Origin of the sequence: Pseudoalteromonas sp. SWN166 (assembly GCF_015864485.1) — a bacterium.
GTDB lineage: Bacteria > Pseudomonadota > Gammaproteobacteria > Enterobacterales > Alteromonadaceae > Pseudoalteromonas.
Map to the genome: position 1 here is coordinate 14,521 of NZ_JADYXB010000017.1, position 16,656 is coordinate 31,176.

The 16,656-nt window shown below is 38.0% G+C and carries 14 protein-coding genes; 4 read left to right on the forward strand and 10 right to left on the reverse strand.

Features of this window, described 5'->3' with window-relative positions; translation table 11 throughout:
- Positions 1 to 5 precede the first annotated feature (5 nt).
- From I6F49_RS11700 to I6F49_RS11730, 7 genes are all read right to left on the reverse strand, one after another.
- Positions 6 to 1,100 carry a GGDEF domain-containing protein gene (locus I6F49_RS11700; RefSeq protein ID WP_197180604.1) on the reverse strand — a complete coding sequence of 365 codons (1,095 nt, stop codon included), beginning with the start codon at positions 1,098 to 1,100 and terminating at the stop codon, positions 6 to 8.
- A gap of 5 nt (positions 1,101 to 1,105) precedes the next feature.
- On the reverse strand, positions 1,106 to 2,995 hold the full coding sequence (locus I6F49_RS11705; RefSeq protein ID WP_197180606.1) for a methyl-accepting chemotaxis protein: 1,890 nt from the start codon (positions 2,993 to 2,995) through the stop codon (positions 1,106 to 1,108).
- A 256-nt stretch (positions 2,996 to 3,251) separates the two neighbouring features.
- Entirely contained in the window at positions 3,252 to 4,508 is a 1,257-nt protein-coding gene (locus tag I6F49_RS11710; protein ID WP_197118981.1) for a sugar MFS transporter, read from the reverse strand.
- Positions 4,509 to 4,566: 58 nt separating this feature from the next.
- Positions 4,567 to 5,487 (reverse strand): substrate-binding periplasmic protein, encoded by a 921-nt coding sequence (locus tag I6F49_RS11715; protein WP_197180608.1) that lies wholly within the window; start codon positions 5,485 to 5,487, stop codon positions 4,567 to 4,569.
- A gap of 70 nt (positions 5,488 to 5,557) precedes the next feature.
- Positions 5,558 to 6,076, reverse strand: a complete 519-nt coding sequence (locus I6F49_RS11720; protein WP_197180610.1) for an RNA methyltransferase — start codon at positions 6,074 to 6,076, stop codon at positions 5,558 to 5,560.
- On the reverse strand, positions 6,076 to 6,588 hold the full coding sequence (locus I6F49_RS11725) for a YcgN family cysteine cluster protein (protein ID WP_165727974.1): 513 nt from the start codon (positions 6,586 to 6,588) through the stop codon (positions 6,076 to 6,078). The genes I6F49_RS11720 and I6F49_RS11725 overlap by 1 nt, the downstream gene beginning before the upstream one ends.
- Before the next feature lie 97 nt (positions 6,589 to 6,685).
- The gene (locus I6F49_RS11730; protein WP_197180613.1) at positions 6,686 to 8,527 is read right to left on the reverse strand and encodes a DUF885 domain-containing protein; all 1,842 of its coding nucleotides are present in this window, start codon (positions 8,525 to 8,527) and stop codon (positions 6,686 to 6,688) included.
- A gap of 154 nt (positions 8,528 to 8,681) precedes the next feature.
- Between I6F49_RS11730 and I6F49_RS11735 the strand changes: the two genes are divergently transcribed.
- A complete protein-coding gene (locus I6F49_RS11735; protein ID WP_197180616.1) occupies positions 8,682 to 9,953 on the forward strand; it encodes a Xaa-Pro dipeptidase in 1,272 nt (423 codons plus the stop codon).
- A 244-nt stretch (positions 9,954 to 10,197) separates the two neighbouring features.
- Positions 10,198 to 12,618 (forward strand): TonB-dependent receptor, encoded by a 2,421-nt coding sequence (locus I6F49_RS11740; protein WP_197180619.1) that lies wholly within the window; start codon positions 10,198 to 10,200, stop codon positions 12,616 to 12,618.
- 79 nt (positions 12,619 to 12,697) lie between these two features.
- On the opposite strand, the gene adhP is transcribed toward I6F49_RS11740, so the two are convergent.
- Entirely contained in the window at positions 12,698 to 13,708 is a 1,011-nt protein-coding gene (gene adhP, locus I6F49_RS11745; RefSeq protein ID WP_197180623.1) for an alcohol dehydrogenase AdhP, read from the reverse strand.
- Positions 13,709 to 13,912: 204 nt separating this feature from the next.
- Here adhP and I6F49_RS11750 point away from each other — a divergent pair, with 204 nt between their 5' ends.
- Entirely contained in the window at positions 13,913 to 14,458 is a 546-nt protein-coding gene (locus tag I6F49_RS11750) for a GbsR/MarR family transcriptional regulator (protein WP_010552940.1), read from the forward strand.
- 40 nt (positions 14,459 to 14,498) lie between these two features.
- On the opposite strand, the gene I6F49_RS11755 is transcribed toward I6F49_RS11750, so the two are convergent.
- The gene (locus I6F49_RS11755) at positions 14,499 to 15,515 is read right to left on the reverse strand and encodes a lytic murein transglycosylase (RefSeq protein WP_165727979.1); all 1,017 of its coding nucleotides are present in this window, start codon (positions 15,513 to 15,515) and stop codon (positions 14,499 to 14,501) included.
- The gene (locus I6F49_RS11760) at positions 15,508 to 15,795 is read right to left on the reverse strand and encodes a YcgL domain-containing protein (RefSeq protein WP_165727980.1); all 288 of its coding nucleotides are present in this window, start codon (positions 15,793 to 15,795) and stop codon (positions 15,508 to 15,510) included. Before I6F49_RS11760 ends, I6F49_RS11755 begins: the two co-directional genes overlap by 8 nt.
- A gap of 155 nt (positions 15,796 to 15,950) precedes the next feature.
- Here I6F49_RS11760 and minC point away from each other — a divergent pair, with 155 nt between their 5' ends.
- The gene (gene minC / locus I6F49_RS11765) at positions 15,951 to 16,655 is read left to right on the forward strand and encodes a septum site-determining protein MinC (protein ID WP_165727981.1); all 705 of its coding nucleotides are present in this window, start codon (positions 15,951 to 15,953) and stop codon (positions 16,653 to 16,655) included.
- The last annotated feature ends 1 nt before the right edge of the window (position 16,656 follow it).

Consider the following 16,656-nt stretch of genomic DNA (forward strand, 5'->3'; position numbering starts at 1 on the left):
ATCCTTCAGCTAGAAATTGGGCTTGAAACGACACTATTACGACCAGCAGCCTTTGCACTATAAAGAGCTTCATCAGCTTGTTTTAACGAATCATCATAATCAGTTACTTTATTTACTTGGGAAATACCAATACTACAAGTGATTGAAATGCGTTGTTTATCATCAGTCAACATAACATGCCCTGCAACAGCTTCACGAAATTTATTAGCTAATACTGTTGCTTGAGCGATGAGCATTTGTGGCAAGATAACAACAAATTCTTCGCCACCATAACGCGCCTTTAGGGACGTTGCCAAAAACTGAGATTCCAAAAGCTTGGTAAATTCAATCAATACCGTATCACCAAAATCGTGACCATGCGTATCGTTTAAAGATTTGAAGTTATCTAAATCTATTAACAAAATTGAAAAAGGTAAGTACTGATCTGGGCGTGTTTGTGCAAGCTTTAAAAAATGAGAGGTAATAAAACGTCTGTTTGCCATGCCAGTAAGGGGATCTGTGTACGCATGTTGTTTTTGCTCTAGCGTAATATCGGCAATTGCCATATGGCTTTTATGCCTAAAATACTCACCAATAAATGAGAATAAAAACACCATAGAAAAGGACGCTATAAATCGTGTTTTTTCTACATTGCCATAAGTAACTTGACCAAAGTCAGGGCCGTATAAAATAACAATACAAGAAAACAGTAAAGTAAAACCTAACCAAGCACCTAATCTGACCCCTAAAGATGCAAACGTCACTACAGGATAAAACATAAGCCAATATAGCGCGGTGTTATCTTTACCACCGGTATAAACAAGTGCAACAAACATCATGCACACAATGCTCATACTTATTAATGCCACTACTTGAAGATTACCCGTTCTTATAAAGTAGATAGAACAGCTTATATTTGTAATGTTAACGATAATTAATGAAACAGTGAGTATCGGTGAGTAAAGCTTATAATTCAAAAACACTAATACTGCAATCACCACAATTGATATCCCAATCATGGTAAATAAAGAAAACGCTTTGCGCTGTTTGTCTGAGCTATAAACACTGTCGATATTTATTAGACTGAGCCAGTTTGGTTTATTTACATTTTTTTTAGTCATTAATTTTATACTTTAAACTTTTGAACCATATTTTCTAAGGCACTAAACTGCTGTTTTAGTTTGGTACATTCGTTAAGCGTGTCATTTAAGTTAGCCTTGCCTTGTATAGAAAGCGCGCTAATTGTTTGAATATCGGTATCTAATAACTTAACAACTTGGTTTTGCTCATCGGTTGCACTGGCCACAGAATGATTTGCATCGTTAATTTGCTTAATAGCTTGTATAACATGACTCATTAAATTGCCGACGGCATCTGCTTGTTGTACGCTTTTTTCACTGTCTTGAAGGCTTGTTTTCATAAGCTCTACAGCAAGGTTTGAGCCTTTTTGTAACTGGCTCACCGTGTCTTCAATTTCTTGCGTTGATTGTTGAGTGCGGTGTGCTAATTGGCGTACTTCATCTGCTACAACAGCAAAACCGCGTCCTGCCTCTCCTGCTCTAGCGGCTTCTATTGCTGCATTTAATGCCAATAGATTAGTTTGCTCGCTTACACCTTTAATAACTTCAAGCACTTGCCCAATACTGGCTGTGTGCGTATTTAAACTGTTTATAGTTTGCTGAGCTTTCTCCATATTAGCCGAAAGCTGATGGATGGTTGCAACGCTGTGGCTTAATGCTTCTTGATTTTGTGTTGAGTGCTCATCTGCATTTTTAGCAAGCTGCGATGCACTCTCTGCATTATTTGAAATATCCATAGATGTAGCTGAAAACTGATTAATAGCCGCTGCCACGCTATCGGTACGCTTGCTTTGGTCATCATACATAGACAATGATGAATGTGTTTGTGATACCAAGCTCTCAATAGCTGTATCTAATTGCTCTGTGGACTCTTTAACTTGTTCTATTGAATGCTGAATTTTTTCGATGAAAATATTAAATGAATGGCTTAAGTCGCCAAATTCATCATCATTTTCAACGGTTAAGCGCCTTGTTAAATCGCCTTCGCCTTGTGCTATATCTTTAATGGCATCATTTAAACGGTTCATAGGCTGCATTAAATAGCGTAGTAAAAGCTGCATCATAATAATGATAGCAATGATCCCTATCACCATAAAAACAGCCGCAGTTTGGCCAAAGTTAGAAACGCTGACATATGCTTTATCTTTATCTATAACAACACCTAAGTACCAATCTACGTTTTCAATACCACTAATTTTTGTAAACGAGATAAGCTTAGACTCTCCGTTTATCTCGTATTGGGTAAACTCACTTTGCAAGGGCGTATTAGTACCAAAAATATCTGATGTATTTTTTAAATTTAACTTAGCATTAGGATGGCTTAATACTTGACCTTTGTTATCGAGTAAAAAACCATAGCCAAGACCTAAAAAATCAATATCGTTAATAATTTTAGTCACAGTTTGCATATCAATATCGGCACCTGCAACGCCGCTAAACTGGCCATTTTGTAGCATGGGTACTACCGCTGAAATTGTAAGCTCGTTAGTTGTTACATCAATATAGGGAGTTGTAAAAGCGGTATTTGATTTGTTTTCGACTAATTTGTACCAAGGACGAGAAGTCGCATCAAAGTCAGCAGGTAAAACGGCTGATTGATCGTTTAATATAAACGTGCCGCTGGATTTACCTATGTAAGTATTTTTAAAGCTTCCGGCAAGCTCTGCAGTATTTAATTGTGAAAGGGTGAGTGCTTTAGAATCATTAGCTTTATGCGTTTTAGCAATTGATATAACAATTGCCAGCTTTGCATTTAACCAACTCGCTATATTTTGCGACACAGATTCAGAATTTTGTTGTAATACTAGGCTTAACTGCTGCTCGGTTTGCTTGCGCATCGCAATATAGTTATTAAAAGTAAATAACCCTAGTACCAAAACTAAAATTAAAGAGGCTGCAATAGTCACTTTGGAAGTAAATTTTAACGAGTTAAGCATATAAGCCCTTTTATTATTTTTTCGTTATTATCCATACAGTTTTAGCAAAAATTTAGCTAAATGTCCTAGTAAAAGAGACTTATAGTAGGTTATTGATGAAAAATAAGAATAAAGGATTGTAAAACAAAAGGTTTTTGTGGGTAACTGACTAATAGTGAAATAGATTATGACTAGTATCAATTATTTTTGGAACGTTCCTGTAAAATATAGCTTTATAAGTGACTGAATACGTATTCAGTCACTTAATATTAAGCGGTTATTGCCACTTATTTGCTAATCGTACAACGTTTAAACCGTACCATGCTATAAATACGTAACACACCATTGGTACAAAAAAGCTTTGTTGTATATTTACTGTGTCAGCTATAAAACCTTGGAGTAATGGCACAAGTGCACCACCTACAATAGCTAAGCATAACCAACCAGAGCCTTTACTGGTCAACGATCCTAGTCGCTCAATAGCAACTGAAAATATAGTCGGGAACATAATTGAGTTAAATAAACCAATTGCCAATACTGAATATAAAGCGACGTCACCTTGAGTAAAAATAGTGATCATTAAGAGTGCAATAATACTAAAGGCATTAAACGCGATGGCTTTTGAAGGTGCTATTTTTTGTAATAATACAGAACCAATAAAACGCCCTACCATTGCCCCGCCCCAGTAATAACTAATAAGCGCTGCTGCAGTGTGCTCTTCAAGTCCTGCTATGTGTGCCTCACCAAAGTAATTAACTAAAAAGCTACCAATGGCTACCTCCCCGCCTACATAACAAAATATAGCAAGTACACCCATAGTTAAGTGAGGTGCTTGAGTTAATGAACGAGACTCTATTGCGGTATTGTTTTCTTCTTTATGGGCTTCGATTTCTGGAAGCTTTATAAAGGCAAATATAATAGCGATAAGCAATAAGGCGCCGGCAAGCATTAAGTAAGGCACTTTTACCGATTCAGCAGTTGCTGCAGAGGCAGCTAAACTACCTGCGGTTCCAAAAAATAATAAACCACCAACGTATGGTCCAACTGTAGTGCCGAGTGCATTAAGAGCTTGTGCTAAATTTAACCGAGACGAAGCCGTTTTTTCAGGCCCAAGAGCTGCAACATAAGGATTAGCAGAAACCTGAAGTACTGTTACACCTGATGCAAGAACAAATAAAGCGCCTAAAAATAGCCAATATTCATGTACTACAACAGCAGGATAAAACAACATACAGCCAATTGAAGCCACAATTAAACCAGTTAAAATCCCTTTTTTGTAACCAAACTGCTTAACTAAAATCCCCGCAGGGATAGAAACAATAAAATAAGCACCAAAAAAGCAAAACTGTACTAGCATCGCTTCAAAAAAGCTTAAATCAAATACGCCTTTTAATCGTGGTATTAGTACATCGTTTAAAACAGTAATAAAACCCCATAAAAAAAATAGGGTCGTCATTGCAGTCAGTGGAAACAGATAATTTTTATTTGGCTGTTCGTTGACCGCGAATGATTGATTTGTATTTATTTCACTCACGTCGTTTTCACTCCATTAACAAGTTGAAAACGATTCTACATGTTTATATATAAATTAGTCAGCGCAACAAAGGAACGTTCCAATTATATGGTTTGCATTGAGTATTTGTCGTATTGATAATACGGTCTATCTCGCCACTATTATGAAACTGATAAAGCCCTTCGTTTATATCCTCTAATACTAAAAGCCAGTTAGGTGTCAGCTTACTAATAGCAAAATATAAAGGGTTGTATTGCAAAGGGGTGTTTTCATTTTCAATGGATGAAAGCAAGGTGTTTTTTTCAGATTTACTCAAAGAGGAGTAAGAAACTGAGAACTTTAAAACGTCGGGATCGCCTATAATCAAATCAACACGCTTAGCAACCAGTAGCTGAACAAGCTGTAAATCATCAACAGAGGTAATAATTTCAAACTCATTATTATCCATCATGGCATCAAACTCAGGTGTGTTTTGATACCCACGAACAACCCCAATTTTTTGCCCTTTAAGCGATTTTAAGTTTCCAGTGAAACGGTCTGTATCGCCTTTCCTTTTTAAAAATGCAATTTCTCCACCTTTAAACGAATTAGATAAACCAAGTAATTCTCGACGTGTTTTACCATTAACATAATCAGAGGGGGCTGTATCTTCTATAAAGTATTCAGGCATTAATATATCAGCTTTGCCTAGTTCTACATTTCGTACAGCTCTTGCCCAAGGCAAAAATTCAATATATACGCTGTAGCCCTTACTATTTAATAAGGCAATAGAAAACTGATAAACCCATCCTTTATTACATAAATTACTACCAATATAAGGAGGCCAGTCGAGAGTGGCTAAATGGAGTGTTTGTTTGGGAGTTTTCGTTTCATAGAGCACTCCTGATTTGTGATGATGCCCATTTAAAACATGTTGAATACCATTTTGATAATATTCAACTGACGTTTCTGCAAAACAATTACTACTTGTCAGTAATAATATAAAATAAAACCAGCGCATGTAAAAATCTATTTATGATTAATCATGTTTTTAAGTTTAGTTACAACTAAACTTTTTGCACTGATAAACCTTAATCAGATGCTTTTTCCCATTTCATTTTATTATTTGTATCGCGCGAGCTTATAATTGTTGTATCGCTGCTCTCAACGCCGCCTAATTTAGCTAATCGGTCGTACAAAACCACATTACAAGTAGCCGCTAAGTTCATGCAGCCAATAGTGGGAATATAAACAACCTCATCGCACCACTTTAAAACATCTTTTGGGATTGAGCCGTCTTCAGGACCAAATATATAAAATGCATTTTCAGGGTGTTTAAACTCAGGTAAAGGCGTTGCACCTTCAATAAGTTCAATAACAACAACGGTTGCACCCTCTGGCTTTACTACTTCTAAACTATCAGTTTCGATAAGCGGGATACGCTCAAGTACATTTTTTGTGTCGGTATGAAATTTCTTGGCGTTTAAATAACGATTACCAGTAAAAAAAACCTGTTTAGCGTCGTAACACCCTGCAGCACGCAATACACTACCAACATTAGTCGGGCTTTTAGGATTAATTAAACCAATTACCGCTTGTTGTTTGCTCATTAATCAGCGTCCTTTGTTGGCCACTCTGCAATGTATAAATCAAAGTCGTCTAGTTTCACATCACAATCTTTTACTGTTTTATCTTTTACAGAAATCCCTAACTCGTGCATTTTTGTTTTATCGCCATTATTTAATAACGGATGCCAAGAAGCCAAGCCACGCCCTTCGTGTAAACGGCGGTAACTGCAACTTTGCGGCATAAAAAAGATGTCTTTGAGGTTTTCTTTTGTGAGTTTTACACAAGAAGGAACAAGCGTTTGGCGGTTTTCGTACTCGCTACAACCACAGGTGTTGTTATCAAGATACTGACACACAATATTAGTAAATATTAACTGCTCACCTTCACGTAACTGATCGGTGGCGGTAAATTCGTCTTCATCTTCGCTATCAATAAACGTATTTAAACAACATTTTCCGCATCCATCACAAATGGCTTCCCATTCGTTTTGACTCATGTCGCTTAAGCTTTTTTTAAGCCAAAATTGTGTATTTGCTAATTGTTGATCAAACATAGTTTACTCGTGCCCCCTAAAGAGCGCGCATTCTACCGTATTGCTGCAAATGGCGCAAAGCCAATACCCTTTCAAAGTACTGGCTTTGCGCTAAAAATTAGCTTTGAGATTTAACCCAACGCTTAATTTTTTCCTCTAAAATTGGCGTTGGTAATGCACCATCAATTAATATTTGCGTGTGGAACGCTTTAATATCAAATTTATCGCCGAGTTCTTTTTTAGAATAATCACGTAGTTCTTGGATTTTAAACTGCCCTAACTTGTAAGAAAGCGCCTGCCCCGGCCATGCAATATAACGCTCAACTTCAGCTATTACGTCACTTTTAGCCATAGATGAGTTAGCAAGCATGTAATCAATACCCTGCTGACGCGTCCACCCTTTTGCATGAAAACCAGTATCAAGCACTAAACGCATTGCACGTAATTGCTCGTCTGATAAACGCCCGTACCACATGTATGGGTCGGTAAATAAGCCTAGCTCTTTGCCTAAGCTTTCTGCGTAAAGTGCCCAACCTTCTGCAAATACGGTGTAACCACCAAATTTGCGAAAGTCAGGTAAGCCGTCTATTTCTTGTTGCAGAGCTATTTGAAAGTGATGTCCTGGCGCAGCTTCGTGAATCGATAAGGTTTCGAGTAAAAATTTCGGCTGTGCTTTTAAGTTATACGTATTGATATAAAAAATGCCTGGGCGAGAGCCATCAGGTGCAGGAGATGCATACGACGCACCTGCAGCCGACTGCGCTCTGTAAGCTTCAACCGCTTTTACAACGTAAGGTGCTTTTGGTGCTATGTTAAAAAGCAGAGGCAAACGTGCATCTATTTTTTTCTTAACGTTTTCATATGCTGCAATTAGCTCCTGTGGCGTATTATAGTAAAACTCATCTGAATTACGTAAGTGGTCAAAAAATTCAGATAACTCGCCTTTAAAGCCTACTGTTTCTTTTACTTTTTTCATTTCACTTAAAATGCGCGACACTTCACTTAAACCTATCTCATGAATTTCGTCTGCAGATAAGCTAAGCGTCGTGTTTTTCTTAATTTGGTATTCGTACCACGCTTTACCGTTTGGTAAGTCACTATAACCAACGCTTTCTCGGCTATTAGGAATATACTGATTAGCTAAAAAGTCACTCATGCTTTTATAAGCTGGTACTAAGTGCTGCATAATCAGTTCGCGATACTGCGCTGTAATTTTTTGCTTTTGCTGTGCGCTAAACGATTCTGGTAATTTTTTAATTGGTCCCCAAAATAGTGAGTCTTCAGCATTTTTAACTACATGAGCCGCAAATTGTGGTTGCAGTTTTTCAGCCAAAGGCTTTGGCAAGGTAATACCTAGTTTAATACCTTGAGCCATTGAGCGCTCTACACTAGTAAGCCACTTTACAAAACCTTCGCTGCGCGACATAAAAGCAGTGTAATCTTCAACTGAATTAAACGGCTGAGCGCTTTGACCTGAGCCAAAACCTGCAAACGTGTTATGCGCACCCGCCATTTGGTTAATTGGTAATAAATAATCAGGAAACTGCATGCCCTCTAATTTTAGTGCAAGGTCGCGCTCTAATATTTCAAAACTTAAAAGCGACTGCCCTGTTAACTGTGCTTTATCTATAAAGTTTAATCGCTGTTGAAATTTTTTATAAAAAGCCGCTTTTTTTGCTCTATTTTCTTTTGAGATAGCTGGCGTAAATTGATCGTTAAACTCGTTACGGCCACTATACGTTGCGCTTATAGGGCTATATGTAAGCGATTCATCGTAATACTGTGCAACAAGTACATCAAGCTGTTGCTCTGCCGAAAGCTCTGAAACAATACCTGCCGATGCGTTAACTGTGTTTAGCTGCGCACTGGTGTTAGTGCTTGTATTAAGCCCAGTATTCATACAGCCACTTAAAGCAAACATAACGCCACTGGCAACTAATGCTAATTTAATTGATTTCATGATAATCCTTTTTAATATCGTTTTTTGATTATGCGCATTAAGCCTTACTTAATAAAGTAATTACGATAGATTGCGTTCATCGTATTAAATTTGCACTTTTATCTGAGCTTGTTACATTTCTATTAATTCAAATATGATTTAAAAGAAAAATAAAATGAAAAAACAACTACTCAGCACCTCTATAGCCTTACTTTGTTTAACTACTTTTAATGCCCATGCCGTTACATACCTATCGGCTAAAGCCATGGTTAATGTTGAAAATGGCACGCTCATTAAATCGCCCTTGATTACTATTGATGATGGCGTAATTACTAACATTGAACAAAACAAAAAACCTAGGCTTTCTAAAAATGATGAGCATATCGCGTTGCCGGAGCTAACACTTATGCCTGGTTTAATGGATATGCATGTGCATTTAACAAGTGACCCAACTGTTTCTCGTAGTGAGCGTTTAGGACAATCTGTTCCGCGTATGGCAATTAAAGCGGCTTATTTTGCTAAAAAAACCTTAGAAGCCGGATTTACTACAGTACGTAATGTTGGCGCTGAAGGTTACAGCGTTATAGCGGTGCGTGATGGAATTAACGCAGGTGATATTGTTGGTCCTCGTATTTGGGCTGCGGGTTCATCACTCGGAATTACTGGCGGGCACTGTGACAACAACCGCCTACCGCCTGAACTTAAATATACCTCAAGTGGTGTGGCAGACGGCCCATGGGCTGCGCGTATAAAGGTGCGCGAAAACATTAAATATGGGGCAAACGCAATTAAGTTTTGCGCCACCGGTGGCGTATTTTCAAAAGGCACTAAAGTAGGTGCACAGCAGTATTCTTTTGAAGAAATGAAAGCCATTGTTGATGAAGCTCATATGCGCGATTTACCAGTTGCAGCCCATGCACACGGTACAAGCGGAATTAAAACAGCCATTAAAGCAGCCGTTGATAGCGTAGAGCACGCCAGCTTTTTAGATGACGAGGCTATAGCTCTTGCAAAAGAGCATGGAACTTGGCTTTCTATGGATATTTATAACACCGAATACACGCTAACTTATGGCGAGCAAAATGGCGTAGACGAAGAAAACCTAAATAAAGAGCGCCAAGTATCTAAAAGGCAACGTGATAGCTTTAGCCGTGCTGTAAAAGCCGGTGTGAAAATGGTGTTTGGCACTGATGCTGCAATTTACCCGCACGGCGATAATGCAAAACAGTTTAGCCGCATGGTTGAATTTGGTATGACAGAGCTGCAAGCCATTCAAGCATCTACTATTAATAGTGCAAAGCTATTAAAAATGGACGATCAGTTAGGGCAAATTAAAACCGGATTTGCTGCTGATATAATTGCTGTAAAAGAAAACCCGCTTAAAAACATTAAAACCTTAGAGTCAGTACCCTTTGTAATGAAAGCCGGTGTCGTTTATAAAAAATAATAGTAAATGCTAAACAAGTTGACCTTTGGGGGTTAAAATTTTATTTAGTAAGGCTAAGATTACTTAGTCTTACTAGCCCTCTTAATTCCCATAAAAGGAACAAGATAACCTTATAAAACTTCTTTTTGATTGTTAATCATCCAAACAGTTCTATTTAATCAAAAAAAATGAACTTTTTATTCACTTTAAAAACAATAACCATTATCATTCGTGCAAATTCAATAACGCGAATAGTTATCACTCTATGAAAACGTTTAAGTACTCTCTTATTACTCTTGCTTGTTTAAATGCAAATATGGCATTTGCCGAAAATACTATAGCTGACTCTGATATTGAACGTATCAGCGTATACGAAAAACAAAATCGCGTGGTGATGAGCTCAGGTCTTGCGACTAAATCAGACATGTCTTTAATGGAAACACCTGCACCGGTTGTTATTATTGACCGTGAACTTATTGAATCTCAAGGTGTAGATAGCCTACAAGATTTAGTTAGAAACGTAAGTGGTTTAACACAAGCAGGTAATAACTACGGTATTGGTGATAACTTAGTAATTCGTGGCTTAGACGCAAACTATACCTACGATGGTATGTATGGTGGTGCTGGTTTAGGCAATACATTTAATCCAACTCGTTCGCTTACAAATGTTGAATCTGTTGAGGTTTTAAAAGGCCCTGCAACCGGTTTATATGGCATTGGTAGTGCAGGTGGCGTAATTAACCTAATTGAGAAAAAGCCAGAGTTTGAAGAAAAACACAAAGTATCGGCTGAGCTTGGCCAGTGGGATAGCTACTCGTTATCGTTTGATAGCACTAACGCGATAACAGATGATTTAGCATATCGTGTAATGGCTAAAACAGCGTCAAGTGACGGCTTTCGTGATTTAAAAGAAGATCGCGACGAAATTTATACCTCGCTTAAATACGTACTAAACGACAGACAAAACATCATGCTTTCTGCTGCATACATTAAAGATGAAATAGCAGTTGATTCTATTGGTCACCCTATTCGTATTTACAACGCAGAAACTGCAAACGGTTTAAGCGCGGGTGAAGTAACCGGTGCCGATTTAGTAAACGATCCGACAGGAAGTGGCGTACAGTTAAGTGACGCACAGCGTGACCAGCTAGCTAATTCGCTATCTGCATCTGATGGTTTAACACCTTATAGCTTTGGCACAAACGGTATTATTTCACCAATGGCTGATGATAACGAAGGTGAAGAGCTGCGTTTTAAATTAACGCATAACTATTACATTACTGACGATTTGTTTTTAAACCAGCAACTACAGTACCGTAATTACACTTCAAGCTTTGCGCGCCAAACAGGTGCTTATAACTACGTGTATTCTACTCGTGATGGCATTATAAACAACGACCCTCGAGCGCCTTTAGTTGAAGACGGTGTTCTTTATCCGTATGCAGCACGCCGACAAGAATATCGCCAAGTAGAAGCAGATGAAAAGTCGTGGCAGTACTTTTTAGATTTACGTTATGACTTTATGTTAGGCGACGTAGATAACGAATTACTTGTAAACGCAAACTACGAAGATAGAGATATTCGTTTTAAACAATACTCTATTTATGACGCTGATAAAGTAATTAACGACAGTGATGGTAACTTACTTTACCAAGGCACATTGCCATACATTTACGATATCAGAGAGCCAAATTGGCCATCTGGCAGCTTTGAAGATTACGATCCACTTAAAACAAGTGACTACAATAAAAAAGTACAAGCATGGGGCTTAGGCATTCAACACGTAGGTTATATAACTGAAGAGCTTACAACGCGCGTAGGTGTTGCTTATAACCGTATTGAGCAAACTTACGAGCACTTTGGTGTAGATGAGCGCTATAGTTCAAGCAATGCAGACCCAACACCTGAAGCGAATACTTCAGATAGCGGTTTAACGTATAATTTAGGTGCAACGTATCAGCCAACTGAAGATTTATCTGTATTTGTAAATCATTCAAAAGGTCGTACTGCTTACAGTGTTTTAGGCTCTGTTGCAGGTAACGAAGCCGACAGAGAAGATTCTGAGTCATTAAGTAACGATTTAGGTTTTAGATTTAAAGCGTTTGACGATCAGCTACTTGCCTCAATTGTTGTATTTGAAAGCTCGCGTACAAATTTAGAGTATAGCAATCCATTATATGAAGCAGGTGTTTCTGCCGACAACGTAGTTGAGAGCTTTTATGACGGTAAAGAAGAAACCAAAGGTATAGAACTTGATTTAAATGCTTACCTAAATGATAAGTGGAAAGTAAACATAAACGGTATTTATCAAGATGCACGTGACAAAAGTAATCCTAATAGCAGCAGTTACGACACACGCCAAAAAGGTGTGCCTTACGTAACAGCGAGCACGTGGGTAACTTACTACGCAGATATGTTTAACTTACCTGAAGCTGTAAATATAAGTGGTGGTATTACGTTTGTAGATAACAGAAGTACTAATTCAAGTTCATTCTCGATTCCTGATGGTTACGTACCAAGTTACACGATTTACGATACAGCGGTATCGTATACAACTGATAAATGGCATATGCAGTTAAACTTAAATAATTTGTTTAACAAAAAATATTACTCAAAAGCCATGTTTTTAGGTGGTATGCCAGGCGAAGAGCGTAATGCAAAACTAAGTTTTAGTTACACTCTTTAATTGGTTTAGTATTTAAAAAGCACGGTTTTCTAATTTAGAAGCCGTGCTTTTTTTGTGTTTTATAAACGCTTAATTTAGATTAGATAGTAACGACTATGCGACCGTTAATTTCACCTTTAAGCATATCATCAAAAATTTCGTTAATGTCCTCTAAACGTTTTTCTTCAATAATCGCTTTTACTTTACCTTGAGCGGCAAACTCTAAACATTCTTGTAAATCTTTACGTGTACCGACAATAGATCCCACTACTGATACGCCATTAAGTACGGTATCAAAAATAGGCAGTGGCATATCCTCTGGAGGTAATCCCACTAATACACATTTACCACCACGGCGTACACTTTTATAAGCTTGTTCAAACCCAGCTTTAGATACCGCAGTACACACAACGCCATGCGCGCCACCAACTTGTTCAAAAATAGCTTCGCTAGGAACAACTTCTTTAAAGTCGAGGGTTATATCTGCGCCAAGCTTTTTAGCAAGTGCGAGCTTTTCTTTACCTGTATCAACAGCTATTACATTAAAGCCCATAGCTTTGGCGTACTGTACCGCTAAATGGCCAAGCCCGCCTACACCAACAATAGCAACCCATTGCCCCGGTTTAGCACCGGATACTTTTAATGCTTTATACGTTGTAACACCTGCGCAAAATAACGGAGCTGCTTCTGAAAATCCAAGTCCCTCAGGTATTTTTACAACGTAATCGCCATGCGCTAAGCAATACTCTGCATAGCTACCATCAATAGAATAGCCGGTATTATGCTGCGATAAACACAGTGTTTCTTTACCATCTAAGCAAAACTCACAGTGTCCGCATGCACTATAAAGCCAAGGAACACCCACTCTGTCGCCAACTTTTAAATGCTTTATGTTGCTGCCAACTTTATCAATAACACCAACACCTTCATGCCCTGGTACTAATGGCATTTTTGGTTTTACTGGCCAATCACCATGGCAGGCATGTAAATCAGTATGGCAAACACCACAGGCCGCTATTTTAACTAAAACATCATTTATTCCAACCTCAGGGATTGGTAAGTCTGTTATTTGTAATTTACCTTTGTATTCATTATTAACTGCAGCTTTCATAGTCATTCCATCGTATTTGAAAAAATAAAAAAAGGATTTATTTACGTATTGTTGTGTGTACAGCATATCCCAATATAGATGTATAAATATTAATCTAAATCATACTTTAGTCGTTTAAATTGTTCTATAAAGTGGCTAAGAACTTGCTATCCAAAATGAGCGTGCTAGCATTTAGTTTCTGAAATTACTGAAAGTTATTAAGCAATGAGTTTATCCGAAAAGAATTTTGCCTTCGTAATGCATTGTGGTGAGATGGGCAGCCGCTGGGGATTTAATCGTACAATTGGGCAAATGTGTGGCTTGCTGATTATTACTAAAAACCCGATGACAGCCAACGAGATTGCAGATGCGCTTAGTATTTCTCGCGGTAATGTAAGTATGGGTATTAAAGAACTGCAATCGTGGCAATTGATTAAAGTACAGCATATTCCAGGCGATCGAAAAGAGTACTACGCCCCTGCTGGCGATATTTGGGATATGGCTAATCGTGTATTTGAAGAACGTAAAAAACGCGAAATTGAGCCCACCCTAACATTGCTGCGCGATAACTTATTAGACGAAGCCAGTAACGACGACGAACTATACGCGCAAAAACAAATGGGTGAAATTCATAACCTGCTTGAAACCGTAACAAAATGGTCATCAGAGCTACAACGTTTAACGCCAGAACAACTCAATAAGCTGATGAAGCTAGGCTCTGGTATTGGAAAAGTTATTGACCTAAAAGATAAGATTTTTAAGAAAGAATAAAGCCGCAATTGCGGCTTTATTTATATACATATTTTAATAATTAGATTTTTGGATATCCAATTCTATCTGACAAATAACCTACGCTGGTGGCAAAGTAATACGAGCGATTCCAGTGCATAAACACTTTGTAGTTATCGTACGCTAAGTACATGCGTCCATTTATGTCATCAGGCATAACCAGTGCAGCACGTACGTCTACATTAGGTAAATCAGAACCATCGGCTTTACGAACACCCAGTGCTTGCCAATCAGCTAATGAACGCTCTGAGTCATTCCAATACTCTAACCACTGCTTACGTGTTTTAGTACCACGTACTAAAACATATTTACTATCAAAGTTTTCAGGTAACTGAACTTGGCGTCCCCAAGTAAGCGAATCGTTCCACCCTTCTTGCTTTAAATAATTAGCAATTGAAGCAAAAGCATCTTCTTTTGTGGTCCAAATGTCTTTACGACCATCGTTATTGTAATCAACCGCGTAAGCGTTGAACGATGTAGGCATAAATTGTGTTTGCCCCATAGCACCAGCCCACGACCCTTTAAATTTATCTAAGGTAATGTGACCCGATTTTAAAATATCCAGTGCTGCCCAAAGCTGGCGTTTATAAAGCGCTTCTCTGCGTCCATCAAAAGCAAGCGTCACTAAAGATGAAATAACATTATGGCCACCTTGAATGGTACCAAAATTACTTTCAAGTCCCCAAAGTGCCACTATAAAACGAGCTTGTACGCCAAACTCTTTAGCTACTTGTTCAAGTACCTCTTTGTTTTCTGCGTAGAGCTTACGTGCACGATCAATTTTCCATTGAGGTACACGTTTTGGTAAATACGTTTCAAGTGTTTCTTTTACTTCTGGCTGGTTTTTATCAGCCGACACCACTTTCTCTTTATAGGTTGCTGTTGCAAAAGCATCATCAATAAGCTTCGCTTCGTAACCTTTAGATATCGCTTCTTGCTTTAAATCAGTTAAATATGTTTGAAACTCAGCTTGTGTTTTAGCCATTACAGAGCCGCTTAAGCAAACTCCACATAATAAAACGGTCAGTTTTTTAATCACTATCAACTCCATTTTCTTTTCGTAATTGACTTAGCAAGTTTTCCTCTGGCGGTGGAATTTGTAAGTAGTAGCCTTTATCAGGGTTTGATAATGCTGCTTTTACAGTTTCTAAATCGGCTCCACCTAAATGTTCACGTTTAGCTAAGTTTATGATCATAACGTAATGAGGTTGACCAAACATGACCATTAAAGGTTCCGGAACTTTACTAAAATCATCTCTTTTTTCAACAAATAAGAAGGTATCCGCTTTTTTCTTACTTTTATATACAGCAGTGAGCATTATGACCCTATAAATTCTTGCTTAACAATGCTGCACACTATAACATGAGAGTAATAATAAGTTAGAAAATTTAGATTAGAAATTTCAATAAAGGCCTTATTCAGCCTACGTTTATCTAATATTGATTTTTAATCAGACAATTCAATTGAGCGTGTATGTCGGACCAAATTTTTGAGTTAAAAGGGAATCTTTTTACGTTATCAGTTTTGCATCTTTATAGTACTGATATAGCCCTTCTAGCAGAACAGTTGTATATAAAAATAGCCCAAGCACCTAGGTTTTTTGAAGGTGCCCCTATTGTTGTTAATTTACTTGAAGTTAAAAACAGTTCACTCGATTTTGTACACTTAAAATCGTTGATTGAGCGCATGAGCTTTAATGCAGTTGGTGTGTGTAATGGCTCTGATGAGCAACATGCCCAAGCTAAAGCGGCTGGCTTATCTGTTTTAAATTATTCACAAGACGTTAAGAGCGAACCTGTTAAACAAGAGGCTAATACGTCTATTGTAGAAAAAACAGTGCATTTGCCGGCGCAAATTATTAGCGGTACCGTTCGCTCTGGCCAGCAAGTTTATGCTAAAGACCGCGATTTAATCGTGCTTGGTGCAGTAAGTCACGGCGCTGAAGTTATTGCCGATGGTAATGTACATATATATGGCACATTACGCGGCCGCGCTATTGCAGGCGCAAAAGGTTTTAAAGAAGCACACATTTTTTGCCAAAAACTTGAAGCCGAACTAGTTTCAATAGATGGTAACTACTGGATCAGTGATTCGCTACAAGGTGAACATTGGGGAAATGCAGTGCAAATACAACAAAAAGACGAATCATTAGAAATTTCAGCTTTGGTTAAAGGATAAA